We start from the raw sequence: 14,044 nt of genomic DNA, 5'->3' as shown, positions 1-14,044 counted from the left end.
CGTGGTCCGGCGCGACGAGCCACCCGTCCCGGGACTGCTCGACCGACGTGAGCCCCGAGTGCTGGGCGGTGCGGGCGACCGCCGCGCGGCGCCGGAGCGCGGCGGTCGGGAGGCCGGGTCGTTCTACGGCTCGCGCCTGCGCTGGGCGGGGTGGATCACCTGGGCGCTCGCGGCGTTCGCGGTCGTGCTGACCGTCGTGTGGCAGCGCCCCGAGCCCTTCGCCGCCGCGGCCCTGTGGGGCCTGGCCGGCGTCGGCTGCCGACGGTCCGCGCGCCTCGTGGAGGGTCCGCTCGGACCGGCCCGCGCGTTCACGCTCCTCGGCCTCGTGGTCGCCCTCCTCGTGCTGCTGATCGTGGGCGCGGGCCTCGTCGCGCGGGGCGAGCGCGCCTGACGCGCCCGCTACCTAGGTGACCTCTCGGACGGGGCGACCTGTGGCATCCTGACGTCCCAGGGGGTGCCCATGATCGATCCGCTGGTCGCGACCTTCGTCATCCTGGCGCTGGCGGTCGTGGGTTTCATGTCCAACCGGCTGCCGCTCGTGGTCGTCGCGCTCTTCGTGCCCGTCTCCCTGTGGGCGACCGGGGTGCTCACGCTCGACGAGGCGCTGGGCGGGTTCAGCGACCCGATCGTGCTGTTCATCGCGACCCTTTTCGTGCTCAGCGACGCGCTGGACTCCACGGGGATCACCGCGTGGATCGGGCAGTGGCTCGAGCGGCGCGCGTCGCTCGGCCGTGCGGGGCTGCTCGCGCTGATGGTCGGCGTCGCCGCCCTGCTCGCGGCCGTCATCAGCATCAACGGCGCCGTGGCGGCGCTCCTCCCGGTCGCCGTCGTGGCTGCCGCGCGCGCCGGCATCGTGCCCTCGCGCATGCTCATCCCGCTCGCGTTCGCCGCGGGCGCCGGCTCGCTCCTCACGCTGACCGGCACGCCCGTGAACATCATCGTCTCCGAGGCGGCTGCTGAGGCGGGCGGTCAGGAGTTCGGCTACTTCGAGTTCGCGTTGGTGGGGATCCCGCTCGTCCTCGCCACGGCCGTCCTCGTCGTGACGCTCGGCGACCGGCTGCTCCCGGAGCGAGTCCCCGAGCACCTCGCCGACACGGCCACCGACCCGCGTGAGCGCGTGCGCTCGTGGCGCGAGAGCTACCCCGCCGAGCTCGACACGGGCCGTCTCTTCACCGGCGGCACGGGGGTCGTCGAGGTGCTCATCGCGCCACGCTCGACGCTCGTGGGGCGCCGGGTGAGCCCCGGCATGACGACCCGGGACGAGGGCCTCGTCGTGCTCGCCATCCGCCGCGGCGACGGCAGCTCGACCGGACCGGACACCGAGGCGCCGTCCGGCCCGATGATCCTCCAGCCCGGCGACGCCGTGCTCGTGCGCGGGCCGTGGGACGCGCTCCACCGGTACACCCAGTCGCCCGACGTCATCGCCGTCGACTCCTCGAAGAGCCTGCAGCGCGGCGTCCCGCTGGGGCGCGGCTGGCGGCGCTGCCTGGCCGTGCTGGTCGTGACGATCGTGCTGCTGGCGACCGGGGTCGTGCCGCCGGTCATCGCGGGTCTGCTCGCGGCGGGAGCCCTCGTGCTCCTGCGGGTCGTCACCGTGCCGCAGTCGTTCCGTGCGATCTCGTGGGACACCGTCGTCCTCATCGCCGCGCTCATCCCGCTGTCGGGGGCCTTCGTGTCCTCAGGGGCGGCGGACGCGATCGCCGAGCTCGTGCTCGGGCTCATCGGCGGCGGCTCGCCGCAGCTCGCCCTCCTCGTGGTGTGCGTGCTCACGATCGTGCTCGGGCAGTTCATCTCGAACGTCGCGACCGTGCTCGTGATGGCTCCGGTCGCCGTCTCGTTCGCCCAGACGCTCGGCGTGAGCGTGCAGCCGTTCATGATGGCGCTCACGGTCGCCGGAGCCGCGGCCTTCCTCACCCCGATCGCCACGCCGGTCAACCTCATGGTCCTGCAGCCGGGCGGCTACCGGTTCGGCGACTACTGGCGACTCGGCCTGCCGCTCGCCGTGGTCTTCCTCGCCGCCGCGGTCCTGTACGTCCCGCTCGTCTGGCCGTTCTGACCGCGGCCGCGGGGAAGCGGCGGACCGGCTCTGGCACAACGCCCCGGCGCATGGGACGGTGTACCGCGTCGCACGGGCTCGTCGCCCGTGACGTCCTGGCGGACCAACTCGGGGGAGCGGCACATGGAGGATTCGGGGAGCGGCGGCGAGACCTACGACGCGGTCGTCATCGGGGCGGGGTACTCGGGGCTGGCGATGCTCCACCACCTGCGCGAGATCGGGCTCTCGGTCCTCGTGGTCGACGCCGCGGGAGGGATCGGCGGCACATGGTGGGCCAACCGGTACCCGGGCGTGCGCACCGACTCGGAGTACGACTCCTACGCGTTCTCGTTCTCGACCGAGGTGCGCGACGAGTGGGAGTGGACGCAGCGGTATCCGTCGGGCGCGGAGATCCGCGCCTACCTCGAGTTCGTCGCCGACCGGCTCGACCTGCGCCGGGACATCCGGCTGAGCACCCGGGTCGTGCGTGCCGAGCACTCCGAGAGCACCAACGCCTGGACGCTCACGCTCGCGGACGGCTCCTGCCTGCGCGGGACGTATCTCGTGTCGGCAACGGGGATCCTCTCGCGACCTGTGTACCCGGAGATCCCCGGCCTGGACGCGTTCGCCGGGCCGGTGCACCACTCGGCGCGGTGGCCCCACGAGGGTGTCGACCTGAGCGGCAAGCGCGTGGGGATGATCGGCGTGGGGGCGTCGGGGATCCAGATGCTGCCCGAGCTGGCCATCGAGGCCGCGCACGTCACGGTCTTCCAGCGCACCCCGAACTACGTCGTCGAGACCACGAACCCGGCGGTCACAGCGGAAGAGCTCGCGTGGTTGCGCGCGAACTACGACGGGGTCTTCGACCGCGCGGCCAGGCACCCGTTCGGGGTGCCGATGGAGCTCCCCACGCACTCGGCGCTCGAGGTCGACGCCGACGAGCGGCGGCGGGTGTTCGAGTCGAAGTGGGAGGCCGGAGGCTTCCACTTCGCGATGGAGTGCTTCACGGACCTCCTGACGAGCCCGCGCGCCAGCGAGCACGCGTCCGAGTTCATCCGGGCGAAGATCCGCGAGACCGTGGCCGACCCCCGGACCGCGGACGCCCTGAGCCCGACGACGTACACCTTCATGGGCAAGCGACCTCCGACGGGCCACGGCTACTACGAGGCGTTCAACCGGGAGAACGTCGAGCTCGTCGACGTGCTCGCGTCACCGATCACCCGGGTCACGCGCCGCGGGGTCGTCGTCGAGGACGTCGAGCACGAGCTCGACGTGCTCGTCCTCGCGACCGGGTTCGACGCCATGACGGGCGCGCTCACGGCGTTCGACGTCGTCGGTCGCGAGGGGATCACGCTGCGCGAACGGTGGGAGCGCGACGGGCTCCTGACCTACCTGGGGATCGCCGTCCACGGGTTCCCGAACTTCTTCATGTCACTCGGACCGCAGACGCCGCTGTCCAACCTGCCGGTCCCGGTCCAGCTCGGTGCGCAGTGGCTCCAGCGCGCGCTGACCTTCGCACGGGACCACGGGATCGACAGGCTCGAGCCGACGCGCGAGGCGGAGGACTGGTGGCGCGCGGAGACCGACCGGGCCGCGAACGCGACGGTCATGTACGAGGAGGGGCGCAAGGCGGGTGCGTGGTTCGTCGGTGGCAACGTCCCGGGCAAGCGCGTGGAGATGGCGGTGTACCTCGGCGGCGGGCAGGTCTACCAGGACCTGTGCGCGGAGGCCGAGGCCGAGGGCTACGCCGGGCTCCGGCCGGGCTCCGACCTGCCGTCGGCCCACCGCCGGGCAGGAGAGGCCCCGCAGGTCGCCTGAGTCGTGCCTGCCTACACGACCGCGTCGCTGGGCCACGCAGGTGGGCCGGCAGGGGGAGCGGCGCGTCCGCGTCTGCGGAGGCCACCGATCAGGAGCGACGACCCGACCACGGCGAAGAGCACGCCGATCCCACCGAGGATCAGCTCGAGCACGTGGTTGAGCAGTCCGCCGGCCAGGCGTGCGTCGGCGGGGTCAGCAGGGTTGTAGAGGACCGAGACGTCGTCGCCGATCTCCGGGTGCGACGTGCTGGTCACCGTGCTCCGGAAGGTGTGCAGCTCTCCGTCGGCCTCGAACTCGACGACCGGGTACTCGGCGCGGCTCGTCGAGCGACTCTTGTGCGACCCCCACCGAACATCTAGGTCCACGACCGTTCCGGTCGTCCGCTCGGCCGTCTGCTGGAACGAGTACGTCGAGTACCCGTTCACGCCGCCGACACCGGCGAGCACGAGCCCCACCACGGCGAAGACCGCCCCCACGATCATCCTGACTCGCACGTGCACAACCCTTCTGCTCGGCCGCCCCCTCGGACGGTGCCGGCCACACGGTACCTGTACGGCCGATCCGCCGGAGCCGGTGTTCGGGACCGTCCTGTGCGGGTCCCTCGCAGTCCGGTGCTCTGGTGCCCGCCCGCCACCCGCAAAGTTCTCGATCAGGTGCGTGGCGACGGCTAGGTTGGGCGCCGTGTCCTCCCAGTTCGCTTGCCGCGCGGCCGCCGACGAGCTCCTCGTCGCGGCCGACTCCGCGCTGGACGCGTTCGACGGTGATCGACGACGGCTCGGTGGTCGCCGAGGAGCGTGCTCGCCCGGACGCTGCGGTGCGTGAGGCGGCCCGGCGGGTCCTGAGCCCTGCCGACGGCCCCTGCGGACTCCTCGGGCGCCAGGAGAACCAGGCGTGACGCGGTTGACGCCGCGGGGCCGAGAGGTGCTCCGCCTGCTCGCCGACCGGGTGGGCGAGACCGAGGTCGACCACGACGTCGAGCACAGCCGGTGGGCGGTCTACGCAGACGCCGTCCCGCGCGAGGACCTCCGTCCGCTGCTCCAGGAGGCCGTGGCCGAGGGCGACGAGATGGCGCGGGTCGTCGTCGTGGACGTCCTCCAGCACGTCGCCACCGCCGACGGGCGCGCGTGGGTCGACATCCTCGGGGCGTCGCCCGGACGGGTGTTCGCGGAACGGCGTCTTCGTGAGTGGGCACTGATCCGTGACCTCCTGGACCGGCCCAGGTCGATCGTCGACGATCTACCCGACCTCACCCCGTGGTGCCAGCGTCTCCTGGTCGAGCTGGTCGCAGCCGACGTCGTGCTTGACGACATCGCCGAGCACGGGGTCGCGCGGAACGTCAGGCACGCAGCGCGGGAGCGGCGTGCGGGTCGGTGGAGGGGACGGACTTGAGGCGCGGCATCTCCGGGCTCTCCCACTTGCCTGGCGATCTTCCGCTACCTGCTCGGGCGGTGCGAGAAGATGTTCGCCGGCGTGCGCGGGTTCCGGATGCCTGAACCGGATCCCTCGTGGGACGGGCTCGGGACAGCCTGGGAGTGCCGAGCAGTCAGGGCGATCCCGGCGTCGTGGTCCGTCCGGGAGCACCTCGCCGATCGCTGGGTGCGGTTCCACAGCCTTCCGGACTCGAAGCGTGATGCCGACACCGAGGAGGAGGAAGAGACGTTGCTCGACCGTCATCATCAGGTGCTTGCGGCGCTCCGAAAATCGAGCGCCGACGAGGTCGTCGTCGTCCTGATGAGGTGGGACGGGCAGGGCCGGTTCCGTGCGGCACAGGAGTTTCGCGAGATCTCGAGGAGCTGGTCGTTCTGGCGGACCTTCGTCGACGAGACGACGGCCGACGTGGAGGACGAGGCGATCGAGGCGTCGGCGTTCGTGCGCCGACTCCCGCCCACTCGCGCCGCGCTCGACCCGTGGCTCTTGCGAGCCGCGAACGACGTCGACTGCATCGTCCTGACCGACGACGCCGTCGACTGGATCTACGCGCCGTACGACGGCGGTGCGGACGTCATCGCGTCGACCGCCGAGGCGCGCGACGCCTTGAGCGTCCGGTACGCCGCTTGGCTCTCACCCCGCGAGGACGGGCTCTGAGCGTCGCTGCCGTCGCCCGAGCTGTCTCGCTCGTCGCCGGGAACGACAGAACGGCGCCCGACCCGCACGGTGAACGCGCAGGTCGGACGCCGTCCTCGGTCATCTGACGTGGGGCCGGCAGGCCCGCCGATCAGATGTCGTAGTAGAGCTCGAACTCGTGGGGGTGCGGGCGCAGGCGGATCGGGTCGATCTCGTTGGTGCGCTTGTAGTCGATCCACGTCTGGATGAGGTCCGGCGTGAACACGTCGCCCTGCGTGAGGAACTCGTGGTCGGCCTCGAGGTTGTCCAGCGCCTCGGCGAGCGAGCCGGGGACCTGCTGGATCTGCGCGTGCTCCTCGGGCGGCAGCTCGTAGAGGTCCTTGTCGATCGGCTCCGGCGGCTCGATGCGGTTCTTGATGCCGTCGATGCCGGCGAGCAACTGGGCGGCGAACGCGAGGTACGGGTTGGCCGACGGGTCCGGCACGCGGAACTCGACGCGCTTGGCGCCGGCGGACGAGCCGGTCACCGGGATGCGGATGCACGCGGAGCGGTTGCGGGCCGAGTAGACCAGGTTGACCGGGGCCTCGTAGCCCGGGACCAGGCGGTGGTAGGAGTTCACCGACGGGTTCGTGAACGCGAGGAGCGACGGCGCGTGCTTGAGCAGGCCGCCGATGTACCAGCGCGCGAGGTCGGAGAGACCGCCGTAGCCCTTCTCGTCGAAGAACAGCGGCTTGCCGTCCTTCCACAGGGACTGGTGCGAGTGCATGCCCGAGCCGTTGTCGCCGAAGATCGGCTTCGGCATGAACGTGACCGACTTGCCGGCCTCGAAGGCCTGGTTGCGGATGACGTACTTGAACTTCATCAGGTCGTCGGCCGCGTGGAGCAGCGTGTTGAAGCGGTAGTTGATCTCCTGCTGACCGGCGGTGCCCACCTCGTGGTGTGCGCGCTCGACCTCGAGGCCGACCTCCTCCAGCGTCGCGCACATGTCGTCGCGCAGGTCCGCGAAGCGGTCGGACGGCGAGACGGGGAAGTAGCCACCCTTGTAGCGCGTCTTGTACGCGAGGTTGCCACCCTCCTCCTCGCGGCCCGTGTTCCACGCCGCCTCGATCGAGTCGAGGTAGTAGAAGCTCGAGTGCTGGTTCGTCGCGAAGCGCGCCTCGTCGAACAGGTAGAACTCGGCCTCGGGCGCGAAGAACGCGGTGTCCGCGATGCCGGTGGAGCGCAGGTACGCCTCCGCCTTGGCCGCGATGTTGCGGGGGTCGCGCGAGTACGGCTCACCCGTGAACGGGTCCACGATGGAGAAGTTGACGACGAGCGTCTTGCGCTTGCGGAAGGGGTCCACGAAGGCGGTCTTGACGTCGGGCACGAGCTTCATGTCGGACTCGTGGATCGCCTGGAAGCCGCGGATCGACGAACCGTCGAACATCAGGCCGTCCTCGAATGCAGCTTCGTCGAACTGCGAGACGGGGATGTTGAAGTGCTGCATGATGCCGGGCAGGTCGCAGAACCGGACGTCGACGAACTCGACGCCTTCGTTCCGCGTGAAGGCGATTGCCTCCTCCGCGTTGTTGAACATCCGTTGCTCCTTGATCGGGTGGTGCCGTCGGGCTGCGCGGCGGACACGCCGCTGACGTGGCGCCCACGAACCTAGGTGCAGGCCGTTTCCTCGCCGTGTACCCGTTGTTTCGGTCGTGTTACGTCCCGCCTCCCCGTGTGACGTTGGTGCTACACGGGGGCACGCAGCAGCCGGCGGCGGGCCGGTGTGCCGTTCGGCACCCTACCGCCGCACGGCTGCCCGGCGTCCAGGGCGTCCACGGCGCGGCACGTACTCTGGTGCCGTGGTTTCACGCGAGGATATGGGGTCGTGGCTCGAGGGCACGCCCGGCGGTCAGCAGGACGGACGCGGCGCGCGGCTCGGGCTCCCGCCCGACGGGCCTGGCTCCCTCGCGACGCTCGGGCGCCGCGTCGTCGCGCTGATCATCGACTGGACGCTCGCGACGCTCGTCGCGTTCCTCTTCTTCCGCCCCGACGTGCCCGGCTTCTTCGAGGGCATCTCCGCGCTGCCCGTCTGGTCCCAGCCGCTCGTCTTCGCGATCGAGAACGTCCTGCTCGTGAGCACGCTCGGCTTCACCGTCGGCCACCGGGTCATGGGGATGCGCGTGCGCCGGGTCGCCGAGCCCGCGCGCATGGTCGGCGTCGCCCGCGGCGCGCTCCGCACGGTCCTGCTGTGCCTCGTCATCCCGGCGGTCGTCTGGGACGCCGACGGCCGCGGCCTCCACGACCGCGCGGCCGGCACGGTCCTCGTCCGCACCTGACGGACGCACCCTCACCGGCACGACGACGCCCGGCCTGACGAGGCGGCCTCCCCGCCCGACCGGGCGTCGTCGTCGTTCAGCGTGGGTGGACCGCGTCAGCGGCCCTTCATGCCCTTGCGGTCCGGGCGGGCGCGCGTCGGGTCGATGCCCTTGGGGATCGGCAGGCGTGAGACGCCGAGAGCGCGCAGACGCTTGGAGACCTCGGCCGTCTCCGGCTTGGTGAGCGTCGGCTTGAGCTTCTGCACCGCGCGCGGCAGCTTGGGCAGCGCGACCTGGCCCTCGTCGTCGCCGACCTGGATGGCCGTGATAGGCACGTTGGGCAGGACGCGCGCGACGCGCTTGCGCTCGGAGTCCAGGAGGCGCTTCGCGCGGTGCGGCGGGCCCTCGCTGACCAGCACGACGCCCGCCCGCCCGACGCCGCGGAACACCAGGTCCTGCGTGCGCGGGTCGATCGCGACCGGCTCCTCGTCGAACGTCCAGCCGCGCCGGATCGTCCCGAGCGCGGCACGCGCGGCACCGGGCTGGCCCTCGATCTGCTGGTAGGCCGCACGCTCCGCGCGACGCGTGAGCACGAACATCGCGCCCAGCGCCGCGAACGGGATGCCGACGATGAGGGTGTAGACCCACTGGCCCCACCACAGGCCGATCCCCAGCGCGACGGCGATGATGCCGACGAACACGCCGAGCATGATCCACGTGACCGCGGGGTCCTGCTTGCGCGTCATCTGGTACGCGGCCCACACCTGGTGGTACCAGCGCTGCTTCTTGGGCTTCTTCTGCTTCGCGACCTGCTCGCCGGCGGCGGGCGCGCCGGTGCTGTCCGAGTTCTTGCGGGCCATGCCGGTAAGTCTAGAGCCCTGCCGAGCTACTACCTGCGGTCGACTCAGCGGAGGGCGACTCGATCGGGGCAGGATGACGAAGCTCGTGGGCGATGGGTGGCTCCGTACTGGCGGACGTGCCTCAATTTCCGGCTCGTGTCGGTGCTAATCGATAGCGTGCTCGTCGTGTCCCGGCATACGACATTCCAACTGGTGGCGGACCCCACCGTGGAACAAGCACGTGCACTGGCCCGGCACGAGGGCGCTGCCCGGTTTGCGTTCAACCAGGGCCTGCGGCTGCACCTGGATGCCCGCAACGCGGCCAAGAACTCCGCGACGGCCGCTGATGGCGCCGTCGATGCCGATGACGCGGCCGGCGTCCAGGTCAAGGTGCCATGGACCGGGTTCGACCTGATCAACGCCTTCAACGCGTGGAAGAAGTCCGAGGAGGCGGGTCGCCGGTTCGTCGCCGACGCCGCAGGGGAAACTGAGGTTGAGGTCACGGGGTTGGCCTGGCGCTCGGAGGTCAGCGCTCAGGTGTTCGAGGAGGCCGTCGTGGACCTCGGCAAAGCCCTCAAGGCGTGGACGGACTCCCGGCGCGGGAAGCGCAAGGGCCGGGCAGCGGGGCACCCGAGGTTCAAGAAGAGGAACCACGAGCGCGGCTCGTTCCGCATGCGCAACAAGGTCTCCAAGACCAGCGCTGGTGAGCGCGCAATGATCCGCATCGGGGAGAACGGCCAACGCTCGGTGACCCTGCCCGGTATCGGCGCCGTCCGCGTGCACGACGACACCCGGCGGCTGCGACGCATGCTGGCCAGCGGCCGAGCACGGATCTTGTTCGTGACCGTCACCCGCCGTGGCGGTCGCTGGCGCATCTCGGTGACTGTCGAGGCCGCTGTCCTGCACCCAGCCGCACAGCACCGGGTTCGCGACGTCACCGACCACACTGGCTGGGTCGGTGTGGACCGTGGCCTGCATGCACCGGTCGTTGGCGCCACCACCGACGGAACACAGACGCTGCGCATCACCGATTCCCCCAGGGCGCTCCGGGCGGCGCAACCTGTCACCCGCCGGTTGCAGAAAGCCGTATCCCGCAAGGTCAAGGGCTCCGCCAACCGGCGCGCTGCCGTCAAACGGTTGTCGCGCCACTATGAGCGGGTCCGCGCCCGCCGCCAGCACTTTTTGCACCAGGTCTCGAATGCGCTGGTCAAGACCCACGACCGGCTCGTCCTCGAGAACCTCAACATCGCCGGCATGCTCGCCAACCACCGGCTCGCCGCCGCCATCTCCGACGCGGCCTGGGGCGAGCTCGCCCGCCAGATCACCTACAAGCAGACCTGGCGTGGCGGGACCGTCCTGATCGCGGACCGGTGGTTTGCGTCGTCGAAGACCTGCTCCGCCTGCGGCGAGGTGAAGTCCATGCTCGCCCTCGCCGACCGTGTCTTTGTCTGCGGGCAGTGTGGGCTGACGATCGACCGTGATTTGAACGCTGCAGTCAACCTCGCCGCCTGGGGCGAGAAGCACTACTCTTCCCAGGTCCTGGACCCCGAAGCACGAGGCCAGGTCACCAATGCCCACCGACGGGAAGGCTCTGGCCGGCGCTCACGCGTCGACGAAACCAGCCCGGGTGACGTGGGAACCCACACCGTCACAGCGGCGTAGGGACGTCCGAGAAGGACGCTGCCGACTACCCCGCCAGGGATGTTCGACAGGCTTTAGTGGGGCGCGCGGGCCAGCAGGCTCGCCGCCTCCTGGCGCGACGTCGTCGGCTCGGCGAGGTGTGCGAGCGCGGCGGGGATCTCCATGCCGCGGCGCGTCATGGCCTGGCCCCACAGGCGCCCGGCGCGGTACGACGACCGCACGAGCGGCCCCGACATGACGCCGAGGAACCCCATGGCCTCGGCGGCGTCGGACAGCTCGACGAACTCCTCCGGCCTGACCCAGCGGTCCACGGGGTGGTGGCGCAGCGACGGGCGCAGGTACTGGGTGATCGTCACGAGGTCGCAGCCGGCGTCGTGCAGGTCCTGCAGCGCCTCCTTCGCCTCGTCGATGGTCTCGCCCATGCCGAGGATGATGTTCGACTTCGTCACCAGGCCGGCCTCGCGCGCCCGCGTGAGCACCGACAGCGAGCGCTCGTACCGGAACGCGGGGCGGATCTGCTTGAAGATGCGCGGCACGGTCTCGAGGTTGTGCGCGAGCACCTCGGGGCGCGACTCGTTCACCTCGTCGAGCAGCTCGGGGATCGCGTTGAAGTCGGGGATGAGCAGCTCGACGCCGGTGCCCGGGTTGAGGGCGTGGATCTGACGGACGGTCTCGGCGTAGAGCCACGCACCGCCGTCGGGCAGGTCGTCGCGCGCGACGCCCGTGATCGTCGAGTAACGCAGGCCCATCGCCTGGACGGACTCGGCGACGCGCCGCGGCTCGTCGGCGTCGAAGTCCGCGGGCTTGCCCGTGTCGATCTGGCAGAAGTCGCACCGGCGCGTGCACTGGTCGCCACCGATGAGGAACGTCGCCTCGCGGTCCTCCCAGCACTCGAAGATGTTGGGACAGCCCGCCTCCTCGCAGACCGTGTGCAGGCCCTCGCGCTTGACCAGACCCTTGAGCTCGGAGTACTCCGGGCCCATCGTCGCGCGGGTCTTGATCCACTCGGGCTTCTTCTCGATCGGCGTCGCGGCGTTGCGGGCCTCGACCCGCAGCATGCGCCGTCCTTCAGGTGCGATCGTCACGGGTGTCTCCCGGTCGTCGTGGCGAGTGAGAGCCGACGTCGCCGCGCAGGCGGGTGGGCGGCGCACCGTTCGGGTGCGGTCGCCCGGAGTACGACGCCGGACTTCGGTCAGACTACGCGCTCGCCCGAGCCCGTTCCCTGGTGGGGACCACTCTGTGGACGTGACGTCAGCGACACCCCGGTGACGACCAGCAAGGCCGCCGCGACCACGGGCAGGGCGAAGGCCGCCGTCGTGGAGAGCGCGTCCGCGACCGCACCGGCGCCGGCCGCGCCGAGCGCGACGCCCACGACGTTGGCGCTCGCCACGAGCGTCATCGCCGACGCCGTCCGCCCGGCCGGCGCGCGCTCGCCCGCGACCGTGAACACGGTGACCATGACCGGCCCGACGAACAGACCGGTCACCGCGACCGCGACGACGACCGCCGGGAGCGACCCGCCCGCCGCCGCCAGCACGAGCGCGACTGCGCCCCCGAGGAGCCCGCCCGCGAACGTGACCCAGCGGCCGCGCTGGCCCCAGCGGCGGGGGAGCGCCACGACCGCGAGCGCGGTCACCGCCGAGCCGACGCCCATGACGGCGTAGACGAGTCCGGCGCTGCCCGGGGTGCCCGCGTCGCGCGCGAGCGCGGTGAGCGCCGCCTGGGTCCCGCCGAACAGCAGGCCCATCGACAGCATGCCGACCAGGACGACCCCCTCGCGGCGCGCGAGGGCCAGGATCCCGCGCGCGACCTCGGGCTCGTCGCCGCCGTCGTGGACGCGCTCCGCGCCGGCGTGCGCGACGGCGGCGCGCGACGTCGGGTGCAGCGCGAACGCGGTGCCGAACACGGCGATGCCGCCGGCCGCGACGAGGACCGCGACCTGGGGGGAGCCGGCCGACGCGAGGATCCCGACGAGCGCGGGGCCGAGGACGAAGCTCACCTCGTCGGCGGTGCTCTCGTAGCCCATCGCGGCCGCGAGCGTGCGCGGCTCGCGCGCCGCCAGGCGGAGCCATCGCACGCGGGCGAGCGGCCCGACCTGCGGCACGCTCGCGCCGGTCGCCGCGGCGACAGCGAGCACAAGTGCGGTGGGGGCGGGACCGTCCGAGCCGGTCGTCACCAGGACGAGCGCGAGGACCGCGAGGGTCGCGACGGGGACGGCGACGAGCAGGACGACGCGTTGCCCGACGCGGTCGGCCAAGGCGCCCTGCGCGGGGCCGCCGACCGCCGTGCCGAGCGCGGTCGCCGCCGACGCGAGCCCGCCGACCGCCACGGACGACGTCGCAGAGGTCACGAGCAGCAGGGTCCCGATGGTCAGCATCGAGAACGGGAGCCGGGCGAGGAACGCGACGGGGAGGAAGGTGCGCCCCGCGAGCTGGGGGAGCCGTGCGTACCCGGCGCGTACCGGAAGGGGCCGGGGTGCGTCGGTCGCGGCGCCCGGTTCGGGTTCGGGTTCGGGACGAGGGTCGTGCGGGCGCGGCGTGCTGCGCGCGGAGGTGGTGGTCATGCGGTCCAGGTCCTCGAGGGTGCGTCGTGCCGCACGCCGACCCACCCGTACTCCGGCGCGCGAGGTTTCCCTGGTACCGCCAGATTACCCGCTGCTAGCCCGCGAGCGCCTCCGCCGCCGTGCGCACAGGTGCCGTCGCCGTCCCGTCGGCTGCCCGCAGCGGCGCGAGCGCGTCCTCCAGCGCGGCCACGAGCAGCGGTGCGACCTCGGCGAGCGTCACGTCGCGGCCGAGCTCGGCGGTGAGGGACGTCACGTCGGCGTCCTCGATGCCGCACGGGACGATCCGGTCGAACCGCGAGAGGTCGGGGACGCAGTTCAGCGCGAGGCCGTGCATCGTCACGCCCTTCGCGACGCGCACGCCGATCGCGCACACCTTGCGCTCGCGGCGCGTGGCGTCCGCCGCGACCCACACCCCGCTGCGCCCCTCGACGCGCATCGTCGCCAGGCCGAGGCCCGCGCACACGACCATGACGGCCTCCTCGAGCGCGCGCACGTACGCGACGACGTCGACAGGCTCGGCCAGCCGCACGATCGGGTAGACGACCTGTTGGCCCGGGCCGTGCCACGTGATCTTCCCGCCGCGGTCGACGTCGACGACGGGGGTGCCGTCGTCGGGCCGCTCCGCCCGGTGCGTGCGGCGCCCGGCCGTGTACACGTCGGGATGCTCGACGAGGATCAGGGTGTCGGGACGGGCGTGGTCGACGACGTCGTCGTGCACAGCGCGCTGCAGGTCCCAGGCCTCGTGGTAGTCGGTGAGACCGGGCAGGGGAAGCAGGTCCATCGGGCCAGG

At 71.8% G+C, this 14,044-nt stretch carries 14 protein-coding genes; 8 read left to right on the top strand and 6 right to left on the bottom strand.

Annotated features, from left to right (window positions below):
- The first annotated feature begins 1 nt into the window (after position 1).
- The 3 genes from ACMXGY_RS12830 (at position 2) to ACMXGY_RS12820 (ending at position 3,853) form a co-directional block, all read left to right on the top strand.
- Positions 2-391 carry a hypothetical protein gene (locus ACMXGY_RS12830; protein ID WP_483773382.1) on the top strand — a complete coding sequence of 130 codons (390 nt, stop codon included), beginning with the start codon at positions 2-4 and terminating at the stop codon, positions 389-391.
- Positions 392-460: 69 nt separating this feature from the next.
- Positions 461-2,056, top strand: a complete 1,596-nt coding sequence (locus ACMXGY_RS12825) for an SLC13 family permease (protein ID WP_483773381.1) — start codon at positions 461-463, stop codon at positions 2,054-2,056.
- Positions 2,057-2,179: 123 nt separating this feature from the next.
- Positions 2,180-3,853, top strand: coding sequence for a flavin-containing monooxygenase (locus ACMXGY_RS12820; protein ID WP_483773380.1), 1,674 nt, complete (start codon positions 2,180-2,182; stop codon positions 3,851-3,853).
- A gap of 11 nt (positions 3,854-3,864) precedes the next feature.
- Here the strand turns inward: ACMXGY_RS12820 and ACMXGY_RS12815 are convergent, their stop codons facing one another.
- The gene (locus ACMXGY_RS12815; protein ID WP_483773379.1) at positions 3,865-4,347 is read right to left on the bottom strand and encodes a DUF3592 domain-containing protein; all 483 of its coding nucleotides are present in this window, start codon (positions 4,345-4,347) and stop codon (positions 3,865-3,867) included.
- 187 nt (positions 4,348-4,534) lie between these two features.
- Between ACMXGY_RS12815 and ACMXGY_RS12810 the strand changes: the two genes are divergently transcribed.
- The 3 genes from ACMXGY_RS12810 to ACMXGY_RS12800 all read left to right on the top strand — a co-directional run bounded on the left by ACMXGY_RS12810 (position 4,535) and on the right by ACMXGY_RS12800 (position 5,938).
- On the top strand, positions 4,535-4,675 hold the full coding sequence (locus ACMXGY_RS12810; protein ID WP_483773378.1) for a hypothetical protein: 141 nt from the start codon (positions 4,535-4,537) through the stop codon (positions 4,673-4,675).
- 69 nt (positions 4,676-4,744) lie between these two features.
- Complete coding sequence (locus ACMXGY_RS12805; protein WP_483773377.1) at positions 4,745-5,242, top strand: hypothetical protein; 498 nt, start codon at positions 4,745-4,747, stop codon at positions 5,240-5,242.
- Positions 5,243-5,338: 96 nt separating this feature from the next.
- Positions 5,339-5,938 (top strand): DUF3885 domain-containing protein, encoded by a 600-nt coding sequence (locus tag ACMXGY_RS12800; RefSeq protein WP_483773376.1) that lies wholly within the window; start codon positions 5,339-5,341, stop codon positions 5,936-5,938.
- A 130-nt stretch (positions 5,939-6,068) separates the two neighbouring features.
- On the opposite strand, the gene glnA is transcribed toward ACMXGY_RS12800, so the two are convergent.
- Positions 6,069-7,493, bottom strand: coding sequence for a type I glutamate--ammonia ligase (gene glnA / locus ACMXGY_RS12795; protein WP_483773375.1), 1,425 nt, complete (start codon positions 7,491-7,493; stop codon positions 6,069-6,071).
- A 262-nt stretch (positions 7,494-7,755) separates the two neighbouring features.
- Here glnA and ACMXGY_RS12790 point away from each other — a divergent pair, with 262 nt between their 5' ends.
- The gene (locus ACMXGY_RS12790) at positions 7,756-8,232 is read left to right on the top strand and encodes an RDD family protein (RefSeq protein WP_483773374.1); all 477 of its coding nucleotides are present in this window, start codon (positions 7,756-7,758) and stop codon (positions 8,230-8,232) included.
- A gap of 95 nt (positions 8,233-8,327) precedes the next feature.
- Here the strand turns inward: ACMXGY_RS12790 and ACMXGY_RS12785 are convergent, their stop codons facing one another.
- Entirely contained in the window at positions 8,328-9,071 is a 744-nt protein-coding gene (locus ACMXGY_RS12785) for a DUF4191 domain-containing protein (RefSeq protein WP_483773373.1), read from the bottom strand.
- 192 nt (positions 9,072-9,263) lie between these two features.
- Here ACMXGY_RS12785 and ACMXGY_RS12780 point away from each other — a divergent pair, with 192 nt between their 5' ends.
- Entirely contained in the window at positions 9,264-10,712 is a 1,449-nt protein-coding gene (locus ACMXGY_RS12780) for an RNA-guided endonuclease InsQ/TnpB family protein (RefSeq protein ID WP_483773372.1), read from the top strand.
- A gap of 53 nt (positions 10,713-10,765) precedes the next feature.
- On the opposite strand, the gene lipA is transcribed toward ACMXGY_RS12780, so the two are convergent.
- The 3 genes from lipA to lipB all read right to left on the bottom strand — a co-directional run bounded on the left by lipA (position 10,766) and on the right by lipB (position 14,035).
- Positions 10,766-11,776, bottom strand: a complete 1,011-nt coding sequence (lipA, locus tag ACMXGY_RS12775) for a lipoyl synthase (protein WP_483773371.1) — start codon at positions 11,774-11,776, stop codon at positions 10,766-10,768.
- A gap of 107 nt (positions 11,777-11,883) precedes the next feature.
- Positions 11,884-13,254, bottom strand: coding sequence for an MFS transporter (locus tag ACMXGY_RS12770; RefSeq protein WP_483773370.1), 1,371 nt, complete (start codon positions 13,252-13,254; stop codon positions 11,884-11,886).
- A gap of 94 nt (positions 13,255-13,348) precedes the next feature.
- Entirely contained in the window at positions 13,349-14,035 is a 687-nt protein-coding gene (gene lipB, locus ACMXGY_RS12765; protein WP_483773369.1) for a lipoyl(octanoyl) transferase LipB, read from the bottom strand.
- Between the last annotated feature and the right edge of the window lie 9 nt (positions 14,036-14,044).

Source organism: Cellulosimicrobium sp. G4 BAM 1002 (genome assembly GCF_057126935.1).
This window is presented reverse-complemented; position numbering and strand designations above follow the sequence as displayed.

What these genes read in the sequence shown, in the direction of transcription:
- ACMXGY_RS12825 (WP_483773381.1), top strand. Translation starts at nt 461, where the DNA reads ATGATCGATCCGCTGGTCGCGACCTTCGTCATCCTGGCGCTGGCGGTC.
- ACMXGY_RS12820 (WP_483773380.1), top strand. Translation starts at nt 2,180, where the DNA reads ATGGAGGATTCGGGGAGCGGCGGCGAGACCTACGACGCGGTCGTCATC.
- ACMXGY_RS12800 (WP_483773376.1), top strand. Translation starts at nt 5,339, where the DNA reads ATGCCTGAACCGGATCCCTCGTGGGACGGGCTCGGGACAGCCTGGGAG.
- glnA (WP_483773375.1), bottom strand. Translation starts at nt 7,493, where the DNA reads ATGTTCAACAACGCGGAGGAGGCAATCGCCTTCACGCGGAACGAAGGC.
- ACMXGY_RS12785 (WP_483773373.1), bottom strand. Translation starts at nt 9,071, where the DNA reads ATGGCCCGCAAGAACTCGGACAGCACCGGCGCGCCCGCCGCCGGCGAG.
- ACMXGY_RS12770 (WP_483773370.1), bottom strand. Translation starts at nt 13,254, where the DNA reads ATGACCACCACCTCCGCGCGCAGCACGCCGCGCCCGCACGACCCTCGT.
- lipB (WP_483773369.1), bottom strand. Translation starts at nt 14,035, where the DNA reads ATGGACCTGCTTCCCCTGCCCGGTCTCACCGACTACCACGAGGCCTGG.